Origin of the sequence: Kribbella qitaiheensis (assembly GCF_042657745.1) — a bacterium.
GTDB lineage: Bacteria > Actinomycetota > Actinomycetes > Propionibacteriales > Kribbellaceae > Kribbella > Kribbella qitaiheensis.
Map to the genome: position 1 here is coordinate 104528 of NZ_JBHSKE010000050.1, position 24927 is coordinate 129454.

Consider the following 24927-nt stretch of genomic DNA (forward strand, 5'->3'; position numbering starts at 1 on the left):
GGCTGACGCGAAACGGCCGTGACGGCAGAGGCGCCAGCCAGTCGGCGACCCACGGACACGTGCCTCCCCAACTGGACGGAGCCGGGTTCAGGGCATACCCGTCTCGCTCTCATACCGACAGAACAGGCCCCGTTGCACCGGATCGGTGACGTCGTGACCGACCGGCCCCGGTGCGTCATCGTGTGATCCGACGAGCGTGAACCCTACCAGTCGAAATGAGACGTGGCCGTGGCAGTTCCGGCAGCCGACTGTAAAGAAATCGGCGGGTCGCAGAGAGTGAAAATCGGCGAGTGGCCGAGAGGTCCGACGTGTGGGTGCTGAGGGGATCGAACCCCCGACATCTTCCTTGTAAGGGAAGCGCTCTACCGCTGAGCTAAGCACCCTGTTCCGCCCGCAGGCGGAGCGCCAGAGTCTATCCGAGATCCGGGCGCAAGCTCGCCAGGGCCTCGGCATAGTCGTCCGGATCGCGGGACTCCGTGAACGGGTTCACCACCGACCAACGGATCAGGCCAGCCCGGTCCACGACGAACGTGCCCCGCCCCGCACACCCCCGGTCCGCGTCGAACACGCCGTACGCCGAGGCGGTGGCCCCGTGCGGCCAGAAATCGCTCAGCAGGCCGAATTCCAGCCGCTCCGACTCGGCGTACGCGCGCAGCGTGAACATCGGGTCGCACGAGATCGCCAGGAACTCCGCGCCGGCGAGCAGGTCGGGCCGGTCGCGGAGCGCGCCGAGCTCGCTCGTGCAGACCCGGCTGAAGGCGTACGGGTAGAACACCAGCACCACGTCGCGCCGGCCCCGGAAGTCCGAGAGCCGGATCTGCTCGCCGTGCTGGTTCCGCGCGATGAAGTCCGGTGCCTCGCTGCCGACCGGAGGGACGGCGGCGGTCACCGGTGGCTCCCCACGAACGTTACTTCCTGACCCGCGGAGACTTCGGCATCACCAACTTGGTCGCCGACCAGTTCTCGGTCGGGGTGAGGCTGGTCGTGGTCGACAGGCCGGCCGTCTCGGTCGCCTCGGCGATGTCGCTGGCGTCGACATAGCCCTCGCGTCCGACCTTCGGGGTCATCAGCCAGACGATCCCGCCGGTCTTCAGATCGGTCAGGGTCTCGAACAGGGCGTCCACCAGATCCCCGTCGTCGTCACGGAACCAGAGCAGCACCACGTCGACGACGTCGTCCATGTCGTCACCGACGAACTCCTCCCCGGTGAGTTCCATGATGGCGTCGCGGAAGGCATCGTCACAGTCGTCGTCGTAGCCGAGCTCCTGCACGACCGTGCCGCTCTCTAAGCCGAGGCGGCTCGCCATGTTCGGCTCGCCACTCTTGCCGTCCGCGTGGTCCGCGGTCGCGCTCACGTGTCCTCCTCCGTCGTCCCCGCTTGCCCGGGGGTAGGCGTCAGTAGCAGTAGTCCATCGTGGTCTACCGCGTCGCGCAAGTATGCACGAGGGTTCTCCCGCGTGTCCGGTATCCGCATGTCGGACACTATCCGTGTCCGGTGGGAACCGGCGGTTCACGCCGGATTCGGGGAGGTTGTGGACGCGAAGTAGAACGCATTCCGGTCAGGTGACAGGATTGCCAGAAGTAGGACCGACTAGACAGAACGGCAGGACACCGTGGCTTCCGGACACGAACCACCAGCCATCATCACCGAGGGGATGCCCACCCAGCTCCCCGACATCGACCCCGACGAGACTCGGGAATGGGTCGAGTCGCTCGACGCCGTGCTGGACGAACGCGGCAAGGCGCGAGCGCGCTACCTGATGCTCAAGCTGATCGAGCGGGCCCGGGAGCGACAGGTGGGGGTGCCCGCGCTGCGGAGCACGGACTACATCAACTCGATCCCGCCCGAGCGCGAGCCGTGGTTCCCCGGTGACGAGCACATCGAGCGGCGGATCCGCGCCTTCATCCGGTGGAACGCCGCCGTGATGGTGAGCAAGGCCAACCGCAAGGGCCTGGAGGTCGGCGGCCACATCGCCACCTACCAGTCGGCCGCCAGCCTGTACGAGGTCGGCTTCAACCACTTCTTCCGGGGCAAGGACCACCCGGGCGGTGGCGACCAGATCTTCATCCAGGGTCACGCCTCCCCCGGTATGTACGCCCGCGCCTTCCTGGAGGGCCGGCTGTCCTCGGACCAGCTGGACGGGTTCCGCCAGGAGGTCTCCCGCGGCCCGCACCAGGGCCTGTCGTCGTACCCGCACCCCCGGCTGATGCCGGACTTCTGGGAGTACCCGACGGTCTCCATGGGGCTGGCCGCGCTGGACTCGATCTACCAGGCGCGCTTCAACCGGTACCTGCACCACCGCGGCATCAAGGACACCAGCCAGCAGCACGTCTGGGCGTTCCTGGGTGACGGCGAGATGGGCGAGCCGGAGTCGCTCGGCGCGATCGGCCTGGCCGCCCGCGAGGAGCTGGACAACCTCACCTTCGTGATCAACTGCAACCTGCAGCAGCTGGACGGTCCCGTCCGCGGCAACGGCAAGGTGATCCAGGAGCTCGAGGCGTACTTCCGCGGCGCCGGCTGGAACGTCATCAAGGTGATCTGGGGCCGGGAGTGGGACGCGCTGCTCGCGCAGGACCACGACGGCGCGCTGGTGAACAAGATGAACACCACCCCGGACGGCCAGTTCCAGACGTACTCCGTCGAGTCCGGCGAGTACATCCGGAACAACTTCTTCGGCGGCGACCAGCGGCTCCAGCAGATGGTCAGCAACCTGTCCGACGAGGACCTGCGCAAGCTGCCCCGCGGCGGTCACGACTACCGCAAGGTGTACGCGGCGTTCAAGAGCGCGACCGAGCACGTCGGGCAGCCGACGGTGATCCTGGCCCAGACGATCAAGGGCTGGACGATCGAGGCGCTGGAGGGCCGCAACGCGACCCACCAGATGAAGAAGCTGACCTCGGACGACCTGAAGGCGTTCCGCGACCGGCTCTACCTGCCGATCGAGGACAAGGACCTCGAGGACGCCTACAACCCGCCGTACTTCCACCCCGGCAAGGACTCGCCGGAGTACCAGTACATGATGGAGCGGCGCAAGCAGCTCGGCGGCTTCCTGCCCGAGCGCCGGGTCCGGCCGAAGACGCTGAAGCTTCCTGGTGACGACGTCTACAAGCCGCTCAGCAAGGGCAACGAGAAGACCCCGGTGGCCACCACGATGGCGCTGGTCCGGCTGTTCCGCGACCTGATGAAGGACCCGGAGATCGGGCACCGGATCGTGCCGATCGCGCCGGACGAGTACCGGACGTTCGGCATGGACTCGATGTTCCCGACGGCGAAGATCTACTCGCCGCACGGGCAGACGTACGAGTCGGTCGACCGCGCCCTGCTGCTCGCGTACAAGGAGTCCGAGCAGGGCCAGTTGCTGCACGAGGGCATCAGCGAGGCCGGCGCGATGGGCTCGATGATCGCCGCCGGTACGGCGTACGCGACGCACGGCGAGCCGATGATCCCGTTCTACATCTTCTACTCGATGTTCGGGTTCCAGCGGACCGGCGATCAGCTCTGGGCGCTCGGCGACCAGCTCGGACGGGGCTTCCTGATCGGCGCCACCGCCGGCCGGACCACCCTGACCGGTGAGGGTCTGCAGCACGCCGACGGGCACTCCCCGCTGCTCGCCTCCTCGAACCCGGCCGCGGTGCACTACGACCCCGGCTTCGCGTACGAGGTCGCGCACATCGTCAAGGACGGCCTGCGCCGGATGTACGGGTACGGCCTGGACGAGAGCAAGCCGTTCGGTGAGGACGTCTTCTACTACCTCACGGTCTACAACGAGCCGGTCCCGCAGCCGGCCGAGCCGGAGAACCTCGACGTGGCGGCCCTGCTGAAGGGCATGTACCGCTTCAGCGAGTACCCGACGGCCGAGGGCGACGACGTACCGCGGGTGCAGTTGCTCGCGTCGGGCGTCGCGCTGCCGTGGGTCCGCAAGGCGCAGCAGATCCTGGCCGAGGAGTACTCGGTGGCCGCCGACATCTGGTCGGTGACCTCGTGGAACGAACTGCGTCGCGAAGCCGTCGCCGCGGAGGAGCACAACCTGCTCCACCCGGACGAGGACGAGCGGGTGCCGTTCATCACCGAGCAGCTCAAGGACACCAAGGGCCCGGTCGTCGCGGTCAGCGACTTCATGCGCTCGGTGCAGGACCAGATCTCCCGCTGGGTCCCGAACGACTACACCTCGCTCGGCACCGACGGCTGGGGCCTGGCCGACACCCGGGCCGCCGCCCGCCGCCACTTCCACGTGGACGCCGAGTCGATCGTCGTCGCGGCCCTGGAGATCCTGGCCAAGCGCGGTGACGTGAAGCGGGAGGTGGCCGCCGAGGCCGCCCGCAAGTACCGGATCGACGACCCGACCGCGGTCGCCGGAGTCAAGCAGGAAGGCGCCGGCGCCTGAGTTTCCGCCGAACCCGCCGAGGGGCACCACCGAGAGATTTTCGGCGGTGCCCCTTCGCTTTGGCCCTTGAAGGCTGCGCCTTCGGACGGTTCAGCTACTACGGGATGCGCGCCATCCTCTTGCCCTGCCTGACCGACCGGGCCCGCGACGACTGACCCGGGCGGCGACCACGTCGTACCGGCTGATTCCGCTCTCGCGGGGGACGCCGATCCCCCGCCGGAGTGAGGTCCGCACCGTGCGCCGGGCGAAATGCTGGGCGAGTGACCACAACAGTCGAAGCACCGCCCCGGACTCTCCCGCCCTGGGACTACCGCCGCCGTACCCGCTCGGAGGCCGGCCGATGACAGAGCGACCTGTACCGCGCTGGGCTCGCCGTCTGGCGCACGTGATTCCGTTCCTCACCCTGCCGTCGGGGCTGTGGCGTCTCGGGTTGGTGGCGGGCTTCTCGATGGGCATGCTCGACGACAGTGGGCGGCCTGCCGCCTTGCAGAGCACTGGCGAAGCCGTCTACATCGTCTGCCTGAGCTTGTTCTCCGAGGCGGTCGCGCTCACTGCGTTCGGCCTGGTCAAACCCTGGGGCGAGGTGGTCCCCCGCTGGATCCCCTTCATCGGCGGTCGCCGAGTCGCGCCGTACGCGGCCATCATCCCCGCGACCGTGGGCTCGCTCGCCCTGATCGGGATCTGGACCTACGGCTTCCGCGACGTCTTCACCGACTCGTTCCTCCCCTTCTCCAGCGACGCAGCCGCGGCCCTGATGATCACCTGCTACGCCCCGCTCAACCTCTGGGGGCCGGCCCTGCTGGTCCTCACCTGGGCCTACTACCGGCGGCGGAGGCTCGAGGCACCGGTCAGCGCGAGCGTGGGCGCGGCTTGAGCTGGATGGCGGGAAGTGCCGGTGCCGGGAGGGCGTCGCCGTCGTAACCGGGGACGATCGGGAAGCGGCTCGTGCCGTGGGCGTCGATGGAGGCCATCCAGTCGTTGCGGGCGGCGACGATCTCGTCGTGGGAGCGGCCGATGAAGTTCCACCACATGACGAGCTGCTCCTCGAACGGTTCTCCGCCGAGCAGGAGGAACCGCACACCGTTGTCCGAGGCAACCAGCTCGATCGACTCCCGCCCGATGCCGAGGTAGGCCATCTCGCCGAACCCTGGAGTCAGCTCGCCGACCTCGAGACTCCCGTCGACCACCAGTACGGCGTACTCGTACTCCGGGGTGAGCGGCAGGGTGGTCGTGCGCCCAGGCTCGACCCGTACGTCGGCTCCGACGAGCGGCGTGTACGCCGGCGCGGGCGAGGTGACTCCGGCGACCGTGCCGAGCATCACCGTCGCCTCGGCTCCCTCGAGGGTCACCTTCGGCAGGTCGGCGTACGCGTTGAACGTCGGTGGCGTGGTCGTCCGGACCGAGTCGGGCAGGGCGACCCACAGCTGGGCTCCGTGCAGCATGGGTGGCGCGCTGGGCAGCGACACCTCGGAGTGCGCGATGCCGTTGCCGGCGGTCATGATGTTGAGCTCGCCCGGCCGGACCATCGCGTGCGAACCGACGCTGTCCCGGTGCTCGATCTCGCCCTCGAACAGCCAGCTCACCGTCTGCAGACTCGTGTGCGGATGCGGCGGCACCAGCATCCCGGCATCACCCGGTACGTCGTACGAGTCGACGCGCTTGGTCAGGTCGTCCGGCCCGTAGTGATCCACGAAGCACCACGCCCCGACCATGCGGCGATTCTTGTTCGGCAGCAACCGGCGCACCGTGGTCGTCCGCCCGAGCACGACCTGCCGCGCCTCCAGCAACTCGAGCACGGGGCCTGCGACGTCCTCGCAACCCCAGGTGCCCTCCATCGGATCCTTCTCCAGATTGCTCATGATGCAGCCCATTCCAGAAGCTTGGACGAGTCCCAAGTGTTGATCACGACGTCGGGAGTGACGCCGCATTCCTCGGCGCGCTCGCAGCCGTAGACCTGCCAGTCCAGCTGGCCCGGTGCGTGCGCGTCGGTGTCGATGGAGAAGTTGCAGCCCGTCTCGACCGCCATCGAGAGCAACCGCTTCGGCGGGTCGAGGCGTTCGGGGCGGGAGTTGATCTCGACCGCCGTACCGAACTGCTTGCAGGCCTCGAACACGATCTCGGCGTCGAAGTCCGACTCCAGCCGCGTCCCCCGCTCACCGGTGATCAGCCGGCCGGTGCAGTGGCCGAGCACGTCGACGTGCGGGTTCGCGATCGCCCGGACCATCCGCTCGGTCATCGGCTCCGACGCCATCCGCAGCTTGGAGTGCACACTGGCCACCACGAGGTCGAGCCGGGCCAGGATCTCCACGTCACAGTCGAGCGAGCCGTCGTCGAGGATGTCAACCTCGATCCCGTTCAGGATGGTGAACCCGTCCAGCTCGTCCCCCAGCTTCTTGTTGAGCTCGGCAACCACCTCGAGCTGCTGCAACCGCCGCTCCCGCGACAGCCCGTTGGCCACGGTGAGCCGGGGCGAGTGATCCGTCAGCGCCATGTACTTGTGCCCGAGCCCCGCCGCAGTACGGGCCATCTCCTCGATCGGACTCCCGCCATCGGACCAGTCCGAGTGCAGATGCAGATCCGCCTTCAGCTCGGCACGCATCCCGGTACCGGCCGTTGTCAGCTCCCCCGCCGCGTTCTCCAGCTTGGTCAGGTACGACGGCGTCGCGCCGTCCATCGCCTCGAGGATCACAGCCTCCGTCTTCGGCCCGATCCCCGGCAACTCGGTCAACGTCCCGGCCCGCCGCCGAGCCCGAACCTCAGCCGCCGGCAACCCCTCGATCGTGTCAGCCGCCCGCCGGTAGGCCTTCACCCGATGCGTGGGCTGCCGATCCCGCTCCAGGTAGTACCCAATCTGCCGCAACGCCTCAACCGCCGCCGCCACACCCGCACTGTCACTCATCCCCCCATCATGACGCGCCCCCCGGACAACCGCCGCCCGCCCACCACCTACCTCGCCCGACCAACTCTTCAGACAAGCCGCCGGACAGTCGGGTTGGCAACCAACCCGGGACACTCAGCCACAAGCCGCAGGTACGCGTCGCGCACGAACATCCCGAAGGCCCCCACGAGCTCAGCTCCATCGACCACCGCAACCACCGAGCGCACCGACGACGTCGCGACAATCTCGTCGCCGGTCCCGCGACGAAAATGAATGACTTCTTCATGCTCGGTGAAGCCGATCGACGCATCCTCGCCCGCTGAGATCCGCCGGCCGGCGTACTGGATCCCCAAGGCCATATCGACCAGGGTGACGAACCGCCCCTTGCGCACGACGTCGACACCATCGACATCGAACTCCATCGCGACTGCGAAATATTTGTAGCAAAGATCCGTTTCCGTGAGCTCCATCGGATCGAGCCCTAGAGCACAATCCCAGGTCTTCCGCCAAGACACACCGGCACCAGGTAACTCGAATGCCAGTCGAATCATCGTCCCCAACTTTTCAGTAACCACCAGGCCCTCGAGCCGACGTGAACCCCACCGGCCCCACGCCCCCGGACCCTATCCGGCCCGCCGACCGTCGTCCTTGTCTTCCAACACCTCCCGCCCGAGATCCCACCACCGGCCAGCTGCATCGGCACCCCCGCGTTCGACGCAGCCTTCGTTACCCCGTTGGCGACTCCACAGGTTCGGTGGGGTTGTGGACAACCTGACCGGATCCGATGCCTGCGTCGAGTTTCGGTCAATCTTCGGAATCCCTTACAAATAAGGGCCTTCCGGACCAGAAACTGTCGGCGGCGGCATCTAGAGTCTCGGGTATGGAGATCCTGGGCGAGCGGCCGGTGTGGTCGATGAGCGACAGCGAACAGCTGACGACTCTCGACGCCCTGCAGGCCGAGATCTCGCGGTTGCAGACCTACCGCCTGCAGGTCCTGGCCGCCTACGACGCGACCGGCCACGCCGCCAGCCTCGGCGCCGGCGACACCGCCCGCCTGCTCGCGTTCCGGCACCGTCTCGACCCGGGCGTGATCAAGCGTGACCTGGCCCTGGCCAAGGCGCTCCGGAAGTATCCCGCCGTGGCCGACGCGCTCCCATCGGTCAACCCCGACCCCGAGCCCGACACCGACGGAACCGATGCCGATGCGGGTGTGGGGGTGGTGTTGTCGCCGGCGCAGGCCGCGGCGATCGTGTCCGAACTCGAGAACGTCCCCAAGACCGTCGCGGTCGACGACCTGACCGTGGCCGAGGAACAACTCGTCGCGCTGGGGCGCCACTTCAACCCCTCCGAGCTGCGCAAGGCCGCCCGCCGGGCCCGGGACCTGCTGGATGCCGACGGCCCGGCGCCGGAAGAGGACAAGGCGTATGCCCGCGAAGAGTTGCGGGTGAGGCCCGCCGACCGGGGGGTGAGGTTCAGTGGTTACCTGGCCAACGAGAACGCCGAGCTGTTCCAGGCCCTGATCCTGGAGGGTTCCAAGCCGCGCAAGACCGTGACCGGCGAGTTGGATCCGCGCGGCCCGGACAAGCGTCGCGCCGACGCCCTGACCGACGTCCTCAACGTCGCCTCCAACGCCATCACCACCGCAGCCGGCCCGGTCGACACAGCCGATCCCGCCGACCTGGCCGGGGCGACCCTCGACAGTGCCGAGACCGCCGGACCACCACACGGCGGCACTCCAGACGCGGCCGGTCACGCCACCCAGACTGGCACCGCCGCGACGGGTGCTGGGGCGGTGGCCGGGTACGGCCCGAAGGCGCACATCACGATCACCATCGACCTCAAAGACCTCACCGACGCAGGCGCCCACGCGGTCGGGACCCTGGTCCACGGCGAGGGGCTGTCCGCCGGCGCGATCCGGCGGCTGGCGTGCGAGGCGCAGATCATCCCGATCGTGCTCGGCGCCAACTCCGAACCCCTCGACGTCGCCATGGCCCAGCGCTTCGTCAACCGCGCCATGCGCCGCGCCCTCAACGCCCGCGACAAAGGCTGCGTCGTGTGCAAAGCCCCACCCATCTTCTGCGACGCCCACCACCTGATCTCCTGGATCGACCACGGCCCCACCGCCCTGACCAACCTGGTGCTGCTGTGCCGCCGCCACCACATCGACACCCACCACGGCCACTGGCACATCACCCTCCACGGCGGCACCGTCACCGTCGCCAGACCCGCCTGGGCCGACCCCAACCCCACCCGAACCCGCTACCGCACACCCACCACCAGCCACGGCGGCACCGCGGCGTCCGGCCATGCCCGGCACCGCGCCCACACCCTGGCACACACCAGCACCGAGAACGACCCTGCCGCACAGTTCGACCCCTGGGCAGATACCGACCCACCCGAACCAGGCACCGGCAAACACACCGATCCCCCCGGCGACCCGACCCCAGGTCAGCCGGCGCTGCACCACGCCAACAACCCGCCACGCACCAGCGCAGCTGGTCAGGCCGGGGACTGTGTCGATGACCAGACCCGGGCCATCACGCCGTTCAACCCGTGGGGCGACCACGACGGGCCTGCCACGAGGACCGACACCGGCCCGATCGACAGTCCCGCCGCCCAGGCCAGTCCCGGTTCCCCACACCGACCCGAGCCCTGGCGCCCTCCCACCACGCGATCCACCGAGCCAAGGACAAGACCACCCTGCGCACGGCCCGGCTGACGGTCTCACAGGACGCGGCGGACCTCGCGTGGGACGGCAACTATGATCTCACTACTCGCGCGAGGCCACCGCCCACCTGCCTGCGCCACACCGCGGACCCACTGCCTGAACCGCACCTCGGAACCGCGACGCCGGACAATGACCAACTGCCCCCGGCCACCCCACACCGGCGAGGACCACGCCGTCACCAGCGCGCCGGAGGTACTGCGTGCGGCGACGACGTCGGAACGGGCATGGGCAGACCACCCATACTCCGGAACGGCCGCCGGGCTGGACACGCCTGCTCTCACCAGCCACGACGCAGGCGACCGAACCCGGGCGGGTGCGATCCGCGCCACAGGAGGGGCGGACCGGGTGGGTGGCAGCCGCGACCCAGGATCTGTGAACCAGCCGCCCACCCGGAATGTGCGCATCCCGACGACCATTTCGCGGTCACGAGCTGCGTCGGCGGACGCACCGTCGGCGGACGCACCCTTCGGTGGGCGCTGCGTCGGCGGGCGCTATGTCGGCGGGCGCTATGTCGGCGGGCGCGTCCCAACGCCGGAGAGGTCGGGACGTGCCCGTCGGCACAACAGATCCGCCCGGGCGACGAGCCTCCTCGCAGCCAACGTCCGCGACGCAGCAGCGGTCTGGGCGAAGGACGAGCGGGTAGGAGCGGCGACGCGGGAGCGGCGAACCGCGAGCGAGTCGGAGCGACGAACCACGAGTAGGCGGGAGCGGCGCCGTCGTAGGAGCGGGCATAGGCGGCGGATCACTCGTCCTCCGAACACCGGCCAGGGCTCGACATCCCTGCGCTCACCAGCCGCGACGCAGGAGGGAGAACCCGAGCGGGAGCGGCGACGCAGGAGCGGCGTGGACCAACCACCCGTACTCCGTATCTGCTCCCCTCCGACGGAGTGTGCCTCGACGTCACCAGCCGCGACGCAGCATCGGCCGAGCACGAGCGGGCGGGAGCAGCGACGTAGGAGCGGCGAACCAGCCGACCACCCGAAGCACACATCCCGGCGACCACCTCGCAGTCGCGAGCCGCGACGCTGGAGCGTCGGCCCAGGGTGGGGCGTGAGTCGCGGCGTAGGAGTGGCGTGGGCGACGGACGTAGTACGGCTAGGGTCGGGGCGTGGTTGCTAAGGGGCACGAGGCTCGGGCTGAGCGGTTGCAGGGGGCGACCGGGGCGTTGGCGACGGCTGCTATTGCCGCGATGGACGAGAAGCTGCCGTGGTTCGGGGAGTTGTCGGCGCAGGACCGGTCTTGGATCGGGTTGGTGGCCCAGTCGGGGATCACCGCGTTCGTCGACTGGTTCCGGGATCCGGAGACGCATTCGTCGATGCCGACCAGGATGTTCGGGTCGGCGCCGAGGGAGTTCACTCGGGTGATCTCGTTGCACCAGACAGTGGATCTGGTCCGGACCACGATCGAGATGATCGAGAACACAATCGGTGACCTTCTCCCCGAGGACGACGTACCGGTGGTGCGCGAGGCGATGCAGCGCTACGCCCGCGAGGTCGCCTTCGCGGCCGCGACCGTCTACGCCCAGGCGGCGGAGATGCGCGGCGCCTGGGATGCCCGGCTGGAGGCCCTCGTGGTCGACTCCGTGATCCGTGGTGAAGCAGACGAATCCGTGCGCTCCAGAGCCTCCGCTCTCGGCTGGACCGGCTCCGGTACTACGGGGTCGTCCGAGGTCGCCGTAGTCGTCGGCCGGGCTCCCTCAGCCGAGAGTGGCACCACCAACGTGGCGGACTCGGTCCGGCATGCCGCGCGGGAGGCCGGTGCTGACGCTCTGTGCGCGATGCAGGGCGATCGACTGGTAGTAGTACTCGGTGGTACGAGTAAACCTGTCGAGATCGTACAAAAGCTCGCCGAGTGGTTCGGACCGGGTCCGATCGTCGTCGGGCCGGTCGTGAAAGACCTGATGTCGGCCGTCACCTCCGCCCGCGCAGCGGTCGCGGGACTCCGCGCGGCGCCCGCTTGGCCGGGCGCTCCGAGACCGGTGCAAGCCGACGAACTCCTGCCCGAGCGATCCCTGTCGGGCGACGGACATGCCAGGCGACAACTGGCCTCAGACGTCTACGGCCCGCTCACAATGGGCGACGGAGTCCTCCTGGACACCGTCACGGCATACCTCGATTCAGGTGGTTCTATCGAGGCGACGGCCCGGGCGATGTTCATCCACGCGAATACTGTTCGGTACAGGTTGAAGCGTGTGGGCGAGATCACGGGCTACTGGCCGACGAACCCCCGAGACGCTTTCACATTACGTGTCGCACTGACCCTGGGTCGGCTGCTCAACCCGGAGCCGGGTTCGTACGTTTTGTAGGATTCCTACAAAGTCTGGCCAGTAGAATTCGTGCTGCTTTGTAGCCCACTGACAGCCTGACTCAGGGAGAGTTGTCACGTGCTCGTCATCGTCGCGCCCGGTCAGGGCGCCCAGTCCCCAGGTTTCCTCGAGCCGTGGCTCGAAGACCCCGTGTTCGAGAACCGGCTGAACTGGCTGTCCGCGGTGGCCGGTCTCGACCTTGCCCACTACGGCACCAAGGCCGACGCCGACACGATCCGCGACACCGCGATCGCGCAGCCGCTGCTGGTCGCGTCCAGCATGCTGGCCGCGCTCGCGGTCTTCCCGCATCCCGGCGACGCGTTCACCAAGATGGGCGCGCTGGCCGGCCACAGCGTCGGTGAGATCGCCGCCGCGGTCGGTGCAGGGGTGATCAGCGCCGAGCAGGCGATGGTGCTGGTTCGCGAGCGCGGCAAGGCGATGGCCTCGGCCGCCGCGCTGACCGCCACCTCGATGACCGCGGTCCTCGGCGGGGATCGCGACGAGATCCTGGCCAAGCTCGAGCAGTACGGTCTGACTCCCGCGAACGACAACGGCCCGGGCCAGATCGTCGCCGCCGGCACAGTCGAGGAGCTGGCAGCGCTGGCCGAGGATCCGCCGGCCAAGACCCGGCTGATCCCGCTGTCGGTAGCCGGCGCCTTCCACACCAAGCACATGGAGCCCGCCGTCCAGACGCTGGCCGGCTACGCCCGCTCCATCACCACGCACGACCCGCGCAGCAGGCTGATCTCGAACCGCGACGGCCAGATCGTGCACGACGGCCGCGATGTACTGCGCCGCCTGGTGCAGCAGGTCAACGCGCCGGTCCGATGGGACCTGTGCATGCAGACGATGGCCGACCTGCAGGTCACCGGCATCCTCGAGATGACCCCGGCCGGCACGCTTACCGGGATCGCGAAGCGGGCACTGAAGGGTGTCGAGACCTTCGCCCTGAAGACGCCGGACCAACTGGACGACGCCCGCGCGTTCGTCGACAAGCACGGCAGTCCGTCCGAGATCAACGCGTCGCCGACCTGGCGGCTACTGGTCGCCCCGATGAAGGGCACCTTCACCCGCGCGGCGAACGTGCCGCGCGAGGCGGGTGACACCGTGGAAGCCGGAGAGGTGGTAGCGACCGTGAAGAGTTTGCGTGACGAGCTGGAGGTCCGCGCCCCGCACGGCGGCATCGTGGTCGAGTGGCTGGTCGAGGAGGGTGACCCGGTCGCCCCCGGTCAGCCCCTGGTCCGCCTTCACCCGAGCGCGGTGATCTGACATGACCGGACAGATCAACGTCTCCACCGGCGCCGAGCACACCGCTGTACTGGGTCTCGGTTCGTACCGGCCGCGCCGCGTGGTCACCAACGCGGAGATCCTCGAGCAGATCGACTCCAGTGACGAGTGGATCCAGACCCGCTCCGGGATCAAGGAGCGGCGCTGGGCCTCCGAGGACGAGACGATCCTGATGATGTCGACGAACGCCGCCAAGGAGGCGCTCGCTGACTCCGGCATCGCCCCGGCCCAGATCGGCTGCGTCGTCGTCGCCACCGTCACGCACCTCTACCAGACCCCGGCGATCGCGACCCAGATCGCCGTCGCGGTCGGCGCGCCCACCGCGGCCGCCTTCGACATCTCCGCCGCCTGCGCGGGCTTCTGCTACGGCGTCTCGATGGCCAGCGACATGGTCCGCGCCGGCAGCGCGAAGTACGTGCTGGTGATCGGGGTCGAGCGACTCAGCGACATCACCGACCGGACCGACCGCGGTACGGCGTTCATCTTCGCCGACGGCGCGGGAGCTGCCGTGATCGGGCCGTCCGACGAGCCGGGGATCGGCCCGGTCGTCTGGGGCTCCGACGGCACCCAGCACCACGTGATCAGCCAGAAGGAGTCCTGGCAGGAGGCGGCCGGCAGCTACCAGTGGCCGCACCTGACGATGGACGGCAACCCGGTGTTCCGCTGGGCCTCGTTCGAGATGGCCAAGACCGCGCAGCAGGCGCTGGACGTGGCCGGCGTGAAGGCCGAGGACCTCGACCTGTTCATTCCGCACCAGGCGAACATGCGGATCACCGACGCGATGCGCCGGACCCTGAAGCTGCCCGAGCAGGTCAAGGTGGCCCGCGACATCGAGCGGCAGGGCAACACCTCGGCCGCCTCGATCCCGCTCGCGATCAGCACGATGCGCGAGAACGGCGAGGCCAAGAGCGGCGATCTCGCCTTGATCATCGGCTTCGGCGCCGGCCTGGTGTTCGCCGCCCAGGTGATCCGCCTCCCCTAATAAGTGTCCGGGAACGGCTCATCAGGTGGCCGGTCCCGGCGTAATGCACACAGAATCCGAAAGGGAACATCAGATGGCCAGCACCGAAGAGATCCGCTCCAGCCTCGCCGAGATCGTGAACGAGATCGCGGGCATCCCGGTCGAGGACGTCCAGCTGGACAAGTCCTTCACCGACGACCTCGATGTCGACTCGCTCTCGATGGTCGAGGTCGTGGTGGCCGCCGAGGAGAAGTTCAGCGTCAAGATCCCCGACGACGAGGTCAAGAACCTGAAGACCGTCGGCGACGCGGTGGCGTTCATCGAGCGCGCCCAGAACGGCTGATCGAGTTCTTCTCGATCGTGCTGGCAGCCGTGGCCGCCTCACCGGGTCGATGCCCGGTGAGCGGCCGCCCAGCCCGTACTCCGGTCCAGCCGCCGCCGGCGCTGACCGTTCCAGCCGGGCCACCGGCATCCAGTCCCCCGCTCAACCACCCGCTTACTCTCGCCGAAGGATGAGGTAACCATGTCGAAGACCCGAGTCGTCGTCACCGGGCTCGGAGCCACGACCCCGGTCGGAGGCGACATCCCCAGTACCTGGGAGGCCCTGCTGGCCGGCCGGTCCGGCGCGAAGCTGCTGACCGCCGACTGGGTCGAGGAGCTGCCGGTCAAGATCGCCGCTCCCGCCGCCGTCGAGCCCACCGAGGTGATCGAGCGGGTCAAGGCCCGCCGGCTGGACCGCAACGCCCAGTTCGCCATCGTCGCCTCCCGCGAGGCCTGGGCCGACTCCGGTCTGGCCGACGTCGAGCTGGACAAGACCCGTCTCGGCGTGGCGATCGCCACCGGTATCGGTGGCCTGCTGACCACTCTGACCAACTACGACGCGCTGAAGACCAGCCCGCGCCGGGTGTCGCCGCTGGCGATCCCGATGCTGATGCCGAACTCGGCCGCCGCCAACGTCGGCCTCGAGCTGGGCGCCCTGGCCGGGGTGCAGACGCCGGTGTCCGCCTGCGCCTCGAGCAACGAGGCCATCTCGCTGGCCGCTGACCAGATCCGCCTCGGCCGCGCCGACATCGTCGTCGCCGGTGGCGCCGAGGGTTCGATCGCCGGCCTGCCGCTGGCCGCGTTCGGCCAGATGATGGCGCTGAGCAAGCGCAACGACGACCCCGAGCGGGCCTCCCGGCCGTGGGACGTCGACCGGGACGGCTTCCTGCTCGGCGAGGGCGCCGGAGTACTGGTGCTGGAGAACTACGACCACGCGGTCGCCCGCGGCGCGAAGATCTACGCCGAGTTCGCCGGCGCCGGCATCACCGCCGACGGCCACGACATCGTGCAGCCCGACCCGACCGGTTCGGGGGCCGAGCGCGCCATGCTGCAGGCGCTCCGCGAGGGCGACCTGGCCACCGGCGACATCGTGCACATCAACGCGCACGCGACCTCCACCCCGGTCGGTGACGTCGCCGAGTCGGTGGCGATCCGCAAGGCGCTGGGCGGTGCGGCCGACCACGCGATCGCGACCGCACCCAAGTCGATGATCGGGCACCTGCTCGGCGCGGCCGGAGCGGTCGAGTCGATCGCCACCGTGCTCGCCCTGCACTACCGGGTGGTTCCGCCGACCATCAACCTGGACAAGGTCGACGACGGGGTCCAGCTCGACATCGCGACCGAGCAGCGCAAGCTCGGCGACGGGGACATCGCGGCACTGAACAACTCCTTCGGCTTCGGCGGACACAACGTCGCCCTTGCCTTCAAGTCGGTCTGACGCAGTAAGTCAGGCTGACGCGGTTCGTCGGCCTGATCGCAGTAAGTCGGTGTGACGCGGTAGGTCGGTCTGGCGCAGTCGGTCAGTCCGATGCGGTCCGTCTGGCGCTGTCGGTCAGACGGACCCCGGTCACTCCGTCTGACGGCCGTAACTCCAGCTGACGCCGCCAGTCAGCCTGACCGGGAGGACCCCCCATGACCACTGCCCCCGTCAAACCGGCGAAGCTGCCCCGTGAGGACGACCCCCGCAACCCGGTGATCCGGCTCACGGCGCTGCTCGACCCGGGATCCCTCGAGCTGATCACCGCGGACGACCTGTCCGGCATGCTCGCGGTCCGCGGCACCATCGCCGGTGCTCCTGTGGTCGCGTTCTGCTCGGACGCGACCGTGATGGGTGGCGCGATGGGTGACGAGGGCTGCGACGTGGTCGTGAAGGCCTACCAGGTCGCCCGTCGCGACGAGCTGCCGATCATCGGTCTTTGGCACTCCGGCGGCGCCCGGCTGGCCGAGGGAGTCCTGAGCCTGCACGCGGTCGGCAAGATCTTCTACGAGATGACCCAGGCCTCGGGCAAGATCCCGCAGATCTCGGTCGTGCTCGGCCCGGCGGCGGGCGGTGCGGCGTACGGGCCGGCGCTGACCGACGTGGTCATCCTCGGGCCGGAGGGCCGGATCTTCGTCACCGGTCCGGACGTGGTCCGCTCAGTCACCGGCGAGGACGTCGACATGCTGCGGCTGGGTGGTCCCGAGCCGCACGGCCGACGCTCCGGCGTCGTGCACATCACCACCGACTCCGAGGCGGCCGCGATCGAGAAGGCCCGTCAGCTGGCGGACCTCTTCGCGAACCAGGGCGAGATGTCGGTCGACGTGTCCGACACCGACCTGTCCGGCCTGCTGCCGGAGTCGGCGAAGCGCGCGTACGACGTCCACCCGCTGGTCGGCGGGGTGCTCGACGAGGAGTCCGGCGTCGAGCTGCACCAACGGTGGGCGCCGAACATCGTCACCACGCTCGGCCGCCTCGGTGGCCGGACCGTCGGCGTGATCGCGAACAACCCGCTCCGGCTCGGCGGCTGCCTCGACGCGCTGTCGGCGGAGAAGGCGTCCCGCTTCGTCCGGATGTGCGACGCGTTCGGCATACCGATGGTGGTGCTGGTCGACGTACCGGGGTACCTGCCGGGTGTCGGCCAGGAGTGGGACGGCGTCGTACGGCGTGGCGCCAAGCTGCTGCACGCCTTCGCGGAGTCGGTCGTACCGCGGGTGACCCTGGTGACCCGCAAGACGTACGGCGGCGCCTACATCGCGATGAACGCGCGATCCCTCGGGGCGACCCGGGTGTTCGCGTGGCCGCGGGCCGAGGTGGCCGTGATGGGTGCGGTCGCCGCGATCCGGGTCCTGCATCGCCGCAAGCTGGCGGAGGTGGCCCCCGAGCTGCGCCCGCAGGTCGAGGCCGAGCTGGCCGCCGAGCACGAGAAGATTGCCGGCGGCATCGAGCGCGCCATCGAGATCGGCGTCGTCGACGAGGTCGTCGAACCCGCCAGGACCCGCACCGCTCTGACCACCGCGATCGCGAAGGCCGAAGCCGGCGGTCGCGCCCGAGGCCGCCACGGGAACATCCCGCTGTAAGCCCCTCTGTCCCCGTTTTACGTCCGAAGAAGCGAGGTCTATAGCCCTCGCTTCTTCGGACGTAAGAGAGCACAAAAGTGAAGGGCGCGGACCGTGAGGTCCGCGCCCTTCAAGTGGTGCGGCCGCTGTTTGCGACAACCGGGGGTGTCCCGACACCCGGTGGCCCAGCGGCCACGGCTCCTCCCCACCCTGGTGGAACGTCTGAAACACAGCATCATCGAAAAGTACGAAGAAAGCTCCATTCCTGAGCGCTTTCTTCTGAAGTTCTCAGGTTTGCTCTCAGGGTCCTCAGACGACCTGGTGCAGCCATCGGACCGGGGCGCCGTCGCCCGCGTACCGGAAGGGCTCCAGTTCGTCGTCCCAGGGGCGGCCGAGCAAACGCTCGACCTCCTCGGTCAGGTCGGCCTCACCGCTCGCGGCCTTCAGCATCGCGGCCTTCAGCCGCTCCTCGGGCACCATGATGTCGCCGTGAACGCCGGTGGTCGCGTGAAAGACACCGAGGGTCGGGGTGAAGGAGTAGCGCTCGCCCTCGACGCCGTTGCTCGGCTCCTCGGTGACCTCGAAGCGCAACTTCTGCCAACCGCGCAGAGCGGACGCCAGTTTGGCCGCCGTGCCGGCCTCGGCCTGCCACGACAGCTCTGCACGGTAGGTGCCCTGGGCTGCGGGCTGCGGCGTCCAGTCGAGTTTCACGGGCACGCCAAGGATGCCGCCCGCTGCCCACTCGACATGCGGGCACAACGCTGACGGCACCGTGTGGACGTAAAGAACGCCACGAGTCGTCGCCACCGGGACCTCCTGTGCTCGAGGGGCGCCTTCCCCAGCGTTCTCGAACACGTCTTCGTCAATCCCGGACGGCGAGCACCATCTTGCACCACCCACCCCTCCAACACCAGCAACCTCGCCGTGTCAACTACATCACCGTAGTGTCGCAATCCATCCCCGTACTCCGGACAGTCCCGCGCACCCGGGCCTTCCAGCCGGACAAGCGCACCACCAAGCGGGGTCCGGAGATCGGGCCTAGAGAGGCCTACGCTGACCGAATGCCTGTGTTGGGCACCAAACTCCACCTGCCCTCGCCGCGTCGCCGGCTGGTGCCGCGCGCCCGCCTCACCGACAAACTGCGCGCGGACGGAGGGCCGCGGCTGGTCCTCGTCGCGGCACCGGCCGGGTTCGGCAAGACCACACTCCTGACCCAGTGGCTGGCGGCGGCCGAGCCGTCGCAGCGCAGAGTGGCCTGGCTGGCTCTCGACCCGGGCGACGCCGACCTCCGACGGTTCCTGACGCATCTCGTGGCCGCGATCCAGACCGCCGAACCCGAGGCTGGTATCGAGGCGCTCGCCCTGCTGGAGGCCGACGTCACCACGCCGATCGACGCCGTCCTGGTCAGCCTGATCAACGATCTCGACGTCCTCGCCGGTCCCACAGTGGTGGCGCTCGACGACTACCACGTCATCGACGGGGCCGCCGTCCATGAGGCGGTGACCTTCCTCCTGGACAACCTGCCTCCGCAGGTCACGCTGGCGATGACCACTCGGGCCGACCCGCCGCTCCCGCTGTCCCGGCTGCGTGCGCGTGGCGAGCTCGTGGAGGTGCGGGCTGCAGACCTCAGGTTCACCACCGCCGAAGCGGAGTTGTTCCTCAACGAGGTGATGGGGCTGCAGCTGGCGCCCGGACTCGTGGCCGCGCTCGAGGCGCGTACCGAGGGGTGGGCGGCCGGGCTGCAGCTGGCCGCGCTGTCGGCCCGGACCCATGCCGCCGACGGGTCTGGAGACGTCGCTGGGTTCGTCGAGGCCTTCTCCGGAAGCCATCGGTTCGTCCTCGACTACCTCGTCGAGGAGGTCCTGGATCGGCAGCCGGACGAGGTACGCGCGTTCCTGCTCGACACCTCCGTGCTCGACCAGCTGACCGGCGGCCTCTGCGACGCCCTGACCGGTCGCTCCGACGGTCAGCCGATGCTGGAGACCCTTGAGCGCGAGAACCTGTTCGTCGTCCCGCTCGACGACGAGCGCCGGTGGTACCGCTACCACCACCTCTTCGCCGACGCGTTGCGTGCCCGTCTGGTGACCCCCGGCCGGGTCAGTGAGCTGCACGCCGCGGCCAGCCGATGGCTCGCCGAGAACGGGCTGCTTGCCGATGCAGTACGGCACGCGATCGCGAGCGGCGACCACGAGCACACCGCCGACCTCGTCGAGCTCACCGTGGCCGACCTGCGCCGACGACGCCAGGACCGCACCCTTCGCGACTGGCTGGTCGCGCTGCCCGACGACGTCGTACGTCGCCGACCGCTGCTCGCGACCCACGTGGGGTGGAGCCGACTCTCCGAGGGCGACTTCGATGGGGTGGAGGCGTGGCTCGACGCCGCCGAGGCTGGTCTCGGCACGACGCCGCCATCGACCATCCCCACGGCAGGCTCGCTGGTCGAGGCGGTCAGGGACCGGGACGGCGATGTCCGCTCCCTCCCGGCCATGATCGCGGTCTACCGCGCCTCGGTCGCGCAGGCCCGGGGCGACGTCGACGGTACGGTCTCGCACGCTCGCCGGGCACTCGCGCTGGCCGGGCCGGAGGACCACTTCCCGCGCGGTGCTGCCGCCGGCTTCGTCGGCCTGGCAGCCTGGGCCGCCGGCGACCTCGGCACCGCGGTGGATACGTTCACCGAGGCGGTAACGGGCCTGCACGCGGCCGGCATGGTCGCGGACGAGCTGGGCGCGACCGTCGTGCTGGCGAACATGTGGCTCGCGCGCGGACGTCCGGTCGAGGCGCGCCGGCTGTACGAACGCGCCCTGGCCGCAGCCGTGAGCCACCCCGGACCGGTGCTCTCCACCACTGGCGACCTGCACGTCGGCCTCGCCGACGTCCTCCGCGAGCAAGGCCACCTCGAAGCGGCAGCTGAGCACCTGGAGGCCGCTCGCGAGCTCGGCGACCGGGCGTCGCTGCTGGAGAACCGGCACCGCTGGTACACCGCGACCGCCGCACTGCTGCGGGCGAAAGGCGAACTCGACGGCGCGATCGCGATGCTCGACCAGGCCGAGCCGCTCTTCCTGCCCGGCTACTTCCCGGACGTGCGGCCGATCGCCGCGACCAGGGCACGGGTGCGGATCGCCCAGGGCCGCCTCGATGACGCCCGTGCGTGGGCGCGCGAGCGCGGGGTCGCGCCGACGGATCCGCCGACCTACCTGGCCGAGTATGACCAGCTCACCCTCGCCCGGCTGCTCGTCGCCGAGGGTGAGGTGCGCGAGGCGATCGACCTGCTCGACCGCGTGCTGGGCGCCGCACGGGCGGCGGGCCGCGACGGCAGCCTGGTCGAGGCGGGCCTAGTGCGGGCGCTCGCCCACCACGCGAAGGGCGACCTGGACCCGGCGGCGGCCGACCTCGCTGCCGCGCTTACCGATGGGGTGCCAGCTGGCTACTGCCGGCTCTTCCTCGACGAGGGACCGCCGATGGCGGAGTTGCTCGGGCAGGTCGCCCGCGCCGCGGCGCACGACGTACGGACGCATGCCGAACACCTGCTGGCCGCCGCCCAGAGACCGTCGGCACCCGCCACCGTCCGACCCGCATCCGAGGAAGTACTCAGCGAGCGCGAGCTCGCGGTGCTGCGCCTGCTGGCGACCGAGCTCAGCGGGCCGGAGATCGCGCGACAGCTCTTCGTCTCGGTGAACACGCTGCGCACCCACACCAAGCACATCTTCACCAAGCTCGACGTGAACACCCGCCAGGCCGCGGTACGTCGAGCCGCGGACCTCGGCCTGCTCTGAGGGTCACCGCTGCCGAATCACCCACCCGGTCACATCACCTTGTGATGTGGCCTCACCACGTCGATTCCTAACGTCACGACCATCGCCGGACACCCGCCCGGCACCGAACACCAAGGGATCCGACATGAACCTCACCGCCAACCGCCTCACAGCGGCCACCGGCATCTGCGCCGCCGCCGCGGGCGCCATCTTCATCGGCGTCCAGATCAACCACCCGCCGGCCGACGTCGCGCACATCGCCACCACCGAGATCGCGGTCCGCGAGACCGCGAAGGTCCTGATGGCCGTCCTGGCGCTGGCCGGCTTCACCGGCATGTTCCTCCGCAACCGCGGCCGGTTCGGCGTCCTCGGGCTCGCCGGCTACCTGCTGCTGACCGTCGGCTACCTCGCGATCTTCGCAGTCCAGGTCATCGTCGCCTGCGTCCTCCCGACGGTGGCGCAGTCGAACCCGGGCTACGTCCAGGACGTCCTCGACACGGCCGTCGGTGGCAGCCCGATCGGCGACATCGGCTACATGCAGGAACTGCTCCTCATCTCCGGTATCGGTTACTCGCTCGGTGGTCTGCTGTTCGGCATCGCGCTGTTCCGCGCCGGCGTACTGGCCCGCTGGGCCTGCGTGCTGCTCGCCTACGGCACCACCTCCGCCCTCGCGCTCTCCGCACTGCCGGAGTCCTTCAACCGCCCGTTCGCGGTGCCCACCGGCATCGCGCTGATCGGCCTCGGCGTCTCGCTGTGGCGCGACCAGCGCCGCCAGGCCGAGACCGTCCAAGCGCCGGCCACTGTGCAGGTCGCATAGCCGTCGACCCGCTGAGCACCACCCCAGGGTGAGCGACTTGACCTAACCGTCAGGTCGCTCACATCATCGGGCTCCGGACACGCGCACCCGCCCGCCGCAGCCACCGGGCGGGGCCGGTGCCGTTGGGCGGGTGGGAGCGGGTTTACGGGAAGCGGGAGGCTAGCGCTATGCAGGCGCCGGCGGCGGCGAGGGTGAAGAGCATGGCGATGCCGGCGAAGCGGGACGTGACCTCTTTGTCGACCTTGTCGTAGCCGACCGAGGAGCCGATGTCCTTGTAGACGTCCTCGAGCTCGCCCGCGGACTCGGCCGTGTACGCCTCGCCACCCGTGATCTCGGCGACGCTGCGGAGTTCGGCGCGGTCCGGTGGGACGCGCTGGCGGATGCCGTCCATCTCGATGAAGCCGGAGTCGGTGCCGAAGGTGATCGTGTAGACCGGCGTATTCTTCGCCTTCGCGGCCTGCGCGCCTTCCTGGGCGGTGCGGCCGACCGTGCGCTTGCCGTCGGACAGCAGCACGACGCGGGCCGGGGCCGGGTCGTTCGGGTGCTCCGGGTCCGGCGGGACCTGGGTGAGCGCCTGCAGGGAGGTGAAGATACCTTCGCCGGTCGCGGTGGACTCGGCCAGTTCCAAGCCGTCGATCGACCGCTGCACGGTGGCCCGGTCGGTGGTCGGCGGGACGATGATGGACGCCGTACCGGCGAAGTTGACCAGCGCGACGTTGAACTTGGCGGGCAACTGGTTGACGAAGTTCTTCGCCGACTTCTTCGCCGCCTCCAGCCGGTTCGGGTCGACGTCGGTCGCCATCATCGAGAGCGAGACGTCGATCGCGACGACGATGGTGGCCCGCTCGCGCGGCACCTTGACCTCGGCCTTCGGCTGGGCGAACGCCAGGATGCACGAAGCGGTCGCCAGCAGCGCCAGTACTACGGCCAGGTGCCGGCGCCACTGCGGGCGGCGCGGGGCGACCCGGTCCAGCAGCGCGATGTTGGTGAAACGCAGCGCGTACTGCGCGCGCCGGTGCTGCAGGAAGATGTACCCCGCGACGACGAGCGGGATGAACAGCAGGAACCACAATCTGGCCGGAGACAGGAACTCCATCAGCGAGCCACCCCCTTCGGCGGTTGATGCAGGCGGGGCGCCACTCGCCGGTAGGCGAGCACGAACCGCACGGTGTCGGCGACCCAGTCACGGTCGGTCCGCAGAACCAAGTGCCCCGCTCCTACCCTACGCAGGGCGGTCCTGGTTCGTTCCCGCTGCGCGAGCGCGGCCGCGGCGTACCCCTCGCGGACCCGGCGTTTGCGCGTGTCGATCTCGCGGATCGACCCGGTCTCGGGATCGCCGATCATGACGACGCCGATGTTCGGCAGTTCCAGCTCGCGCGGGTCGATGATCTCGACCGCGAGCACCTGGTGCTGGGCGGTCAGCTTGCGCATCGCCCGCTCCCAGGACGGCTCCATCCGGCTGTCGACCTCGCCGTCCTCGGGAGTGAGGAAGTCGGACACGATCACCCGGAGGCCGCGTTTGCGCTGCGTGCGCGCCATCGAGTCCAGCGCGCCGGCCAGGTCGCTGCGGGCCTGGTGCTCGCCGTGGTCGGTCTCTGCGAGCAGCGCCCGCAGCAGCCCGTACAAGGCCAGGCGGCCCGACCGAGCGGGCCAGCGGCGCAGGGTGGAGTCACGCAGCATCAGGCCGCCGAAGCGGTCCCCCAGCCGGTGGGTGAGGAACCCGACGGTCGCCACCGCGGCGACGGCGAGCTCACGCTTCTCCATCTGGGAGGTGCCGAAGTCCATCGAGGCGGACAGGTCGACCATCGCCCAGGTCTCCAGCTCCCGGTCCGCGATCAGGTCGCGGACGTGCGGGACCGTAGTACGGGCGGTGACGGCCCAGTCCATCCGGCGGACGTCGTCGCCGACCTGATACTCGCGGGCCTCGGCCAGCTCGGTGCCCGGGCCCGGCAACAGGCCGAGGTGCTCACCGTGCAGGTAGCCCTCGAGCCGCCGCACGACCGTCAGCTCGAGCCGGCGCAGCGCGCGCTCGGGAGCAAGCTGCGAGATCGTCATCGCAGTCCGAGGGTCCGGTCGGTTGGCCATAATTCAGACGAATTCCGGTCGGCCGGTGCCGTCGTTGCCGTCGCGCCAGACGGGCTGCGGCGGGGGCACGGTGGCCAGGATCCGCTCGATCACCGCGCGCGGGTCGATGTTGTCGGCGACCGCGTCGAAGGTCAGGCCGAGCCGGTGGCCCATCACGTCCAGCGCGACGGTCTGGATGTCGCTCGGCAGCAGGTAGTCGCGGCCGTGGATCAGCGCGAGCGCCCGGCCGGCCGAGATCAGGCCGAGGGTGGCGCGCGGGCTGACGCCGAGCTCGATGATCGGCTCGAGGTCGGGCAGGTGGAAGTCGACCGGGCCTTGTATCTGCCGAAGTCGTGGACGATGGACCCCGAGAGGTGCCGTGCCGCCGGGGTT

At 69.6% G+C, this 24927-nt stretch carries 20 protein-coding genes and 1 tRNA gene; 11 read left to right on the forward strand and 10 right to left on the reverse strand.

Translation table 11 applies throughout. From position 1 onward, the window contains the following. Positions 1 to 311: 311 nt before the first annotated feature. The 3 genes from ACFPJ1_RS31700 to ACFPJ1_RS31710 form a co-directional block, all read right to left on the reverse strand. A tRNA-Val gene (locus ACFPJ1_RS31700) sits at positions 312 to 383 on the reverse strand. Positions 384 to 412: 29 nt separating this feature from the next. Further along, complete coding sequence (locus ACFPJ1_RS31705) at positions 413 to 889, reverse strand: peroxiredoxin (RefSeq protein ID WP_380109540.1); 477 nt, start codon at positions 887 to 889, stop codon at positions 413 to 415. Positions 890 to 908: 19 nt separating this feature from the next. Then, on the reverse strand, positions 909 to 1355 hold the full coding sequence (locus ACFPJ1_RS31710; protein WP_380109542.1) for a DUF3052 domain-containing protein: 447 nt from the start codon (positions 1353 to 1355) through the stop codon (positions 909 to 911). 300 nt (positions 1356 to 1655) lie between these two features. Between ACFPJ1_RS31710 and aceE the strand changes: the two genes are divergently transcribed. Together aceE and ACFPJ1_RS31720 are read left to right on the forward strand one after the other, a co-directional pair. After that, positions 1656 to 4385 (forward strand): pyruvate dehydrogenase (acetyl-transferring), homodimeric type, encoded by a 2730-nt coding sequence (aceE, locus tag ACFPJ1_RS31715; protein ID WP_380109575.1) that lies wholly within the window; start codon positions 1656 to 1658, stop codon positions 4383 to 4385. 340 nt (positions 4386 to 4725) lie between these two features. Beyond that, positions 4726 to 5259: a hypothetical protein gene (locus ACFPJ1_RS31720; RefSeq protein ID WP_380109543.1), complete on the forward strand. Its 534-nt coding sequence runs from the start codon at positions 4726 to 4728 to the stop codon at positions 5257 to 5259. On the opposite strand, the gene ACFPJ1_RS31725 is transcribed toward ACFPJ1_RS31720, so the two are convergent. The 3 genes from ACFPJ1_RS31725 to ACFPJ1_RS31735 all read right to left on the reverse strand — a co-directional run bounded on the left by ACFPJ1_RS31725 (position 5234) and on the right by ACFPJ1_RS31735 (position 7733). Next, a complete protein-coding gene (locus ACFPJ1_RS31725; protein ID WP_380109544.1) occupies positions 5234 to 6244 on the reverse strand; it encodes a pirin family protein in 1011 nt (336 codons plus the stop codon). The two genes, ACFPJ1_RS31720 and ACFPJ1_RS31725, sit on opposite strands and share 26 nt — an antisense overlap. Beyond that, complete coding sequence (locus tag ACFPJ1_RS31730; RefSeq protein ID WP_380109546.1) at positions 6241 to 7284, reverse strand: PHP domain-containing protein; 1044 nt, start codon at positions 7282 to 7284, stop codon at positions 6241 to 6243. Before ACFPJ1_RS31730 ends, ACFPJ1_RS31725 begins: the two co-directional genes overlap by 4 nt. 68 nt (positions 7285 to 7352) lie before the next feature. Next, the gene (locus tag ACFPJ1_RS31735) at positions 7353 to 7733 is read right to left on the reverse strand and encodes a hypothetical protein (RefSeq protein ID WP_380109548.1); all 381 of its coding nucleotides are present in this window, start codon (positions 7731 to 7733) and stop codon (positions 7353 to 7355) included. A 410-nt stretch (positions 7734 to 8143) separates the two neighbouring features. On the opposite strand from ACFPJ1_RS31735, the gene ACFPJ1_RS31740 reads away from it, so the two are divergent. The 7 genes from ACFPJ1_RS31740 to ACFPJ1_RS31770 all read left to right on the forward strand — a co-directional run bounded on the left by ACFPJ1_RS31740 (position 8144) and on the right by ACFPJ1_RS31770 (position 17922). Next, positions 8144 to 9982 (forward strand): HNH endonuclease signature motif containing protein, encoded by a 1839-nt coding sequence (locus tag ACFPJ1_RS31740; protein ID WP_380109550.1) that lies wholly within the window; start codon positions 8144 to 8146, stop codon positions 9980 to 9982. A gap of 1117 nt (positions 9983 to 11099) precedes the next feature. Beyond that, positions 11100 to 12296 carry a PucR family transcriptional regulator gene (locus tag ACFPJ1_RS31745; protein ID WP_380109552.1) on the forward strand — a complete coding sequence of 399 codons (1197 nt, stop codon included), beginning with the start codon at positions 11100 to 11102 and terminating at the stop codon, positions 12294 to 12296. 78 nt (positions 12297 to 12374) lie between these two features. Then, positions 12375 to 13565 (forward strand): acyltransferase domain-containing protein, encoded by a 1191-nt coding sequence (locus ACFPJ1_RS31750; protein ID WP_380109554.1) that lies wholly within the window; start codon positions 12375 to 12377, stop codon positions 13563 to 13565. A gap of 1 nt (position 13566) precedes the next feature. After that, positions 13567 to 14565 carry a beta-ketoacyl-ACP synthase III gene (locus ACFPJ1_RS31755; protein ID WP_380109556.1) on the forward strand — a complete coding sequence of 333 codons (999 nt, stop codon included), beginning with the start codon at positions 13567 to 13569 and terminating at the stop codon, positions 14563 to 14565. Positions 14566 to 14638: 73 nt separating this feature from the next. Continuing rightward, a complete protein-coding gene (locus ACFPJ1_RS31760; RefSeq protein ID WP_012920191.1) occupies positions 14639 to 14887 on the forward strand; it encodes an acyl carrier protein in 249 nt (82 codons plus the stop codon). Between the two features lie 180 nt (positions 14888 to 15067). Next, positions 15068 to 16303, forward strand: coding sequence for a beta-ketoacyl-[acyl-carrier-protein] synthase family protein (locus ACFPJ1_RS31765; protein WP_380109558.1), 1236 nt, complete (start codon positions 15068 to 15070; stop codon positions 16301 to 16303). A 194-nt stretch (positions 16304 to 16497) separates the two neighbouring features. Then, positions 16498 to 17922 (forward strand): acyl-CoA carboxylase subunit beta, encoded by a 1425-nt coding sequence (locus ACFPJ1_RS31770; RefSeq protein ID WP_380109560.1) that lies wholly within the window; start codon positions 16498 to 16500, stop codon positions 17920 to 17922. Between the two features lie 288 nt (positions 17923 to 18210). On the opposite strand, the gene ACFPJ1_RS31775 is transcribed toward ACFPJ1_RS31770, so the two are convergent. Further along, positions 18211 to 18708, reverse strand: a complete 498-nt coding sequence (locus ACFPJ1_RS31775) for a DUF3145 domain-containing protein (RefSeq protein WP_132193951.1) — start codon at positions 18706 to 18708, stop codon at positions 18211 to 18213. A 254-nt stretch (positions 18709 to 18962) separates the two neighbouring features. Between ACFPJ1_RS31775 and ACFPJ1_RS31780 the strand changes: the two genes are divergently transcribed. Together ACFPJ1_RS31780 and ACFPJ1_RS31785 are read left to right on the forward strand one after the other, a co-directional pair. After that, complete coding sequence (locus tag ACFPJ1_RS31780; RefSeq protein ID WP_380109563.1) at positions 18963 to 21674, forward strand: winged helix-turn-helix domain-containing protein; 2712 nt, start codon at positions 18963 to 18965, stop codon at positions 21672 to 21674. A gap of 124 nt (positions 21675 to 21798) precedes the next feature. Continuing rightward, the gene (locus ACFPJ1_RS31785; protein WP_380109564.1) at positions 21799 to 22470 is read left to right on the forward strand and encodes a hypothetical protein; all 672 of its coding nucleotides are present in this window, start codon (positions 21799 to 21801) and stop codon (positions 22468 to 22470) included. A gap of 142 nt (positions 22471 to 22612) precedes the next feature. Here ACFPJ1_RS31785 and ACFPJ1_RS31790 read toward each other — a convergent pair whose 3' ends face one another. From ACFPJ1_RS31790 to ACFPJ1_RS31800, 3 genes are all read right to left on the reverse strand, one after another. Beyond that, on the reverse strand, positions 22613 to 23566 hold the full coding sequence (locus ACFPJ1_RS31790; RefSeq protein ID WP_380109565.1) for a VWA domain-containing protein: 954 nt from the start codon (positions 23564 to 23566) through the stop codon (positions 22613 to 22615). Next, positions 23566 to 24525 carry a DUF58 domain-containing protein gene (locus ACFPJ1_RS31795; protein ID WP_380109567.1) on the reverse strand — a complete coding sequence of 320 codons (960 nt, stop codon included), beginning with the start codon at positions 24523 to 24525 and terminating at the stop codon, positions 23566 to 23568. Before ACFPJ1_RS31795 ends, ACFPJ1_RS31790 begins: the two co-directional genes overlap by 1 nt. A 33-nt stretch (positions 24526 to 24558) precedes the next feature. Then, positions 24559 to 24927: AAA family ATPase (locus ACFPJ1_RS31800; protein ID WP_380109569.1), on the reverse strand; the 369-nt coding region annotated here is incomplete at its 5' end.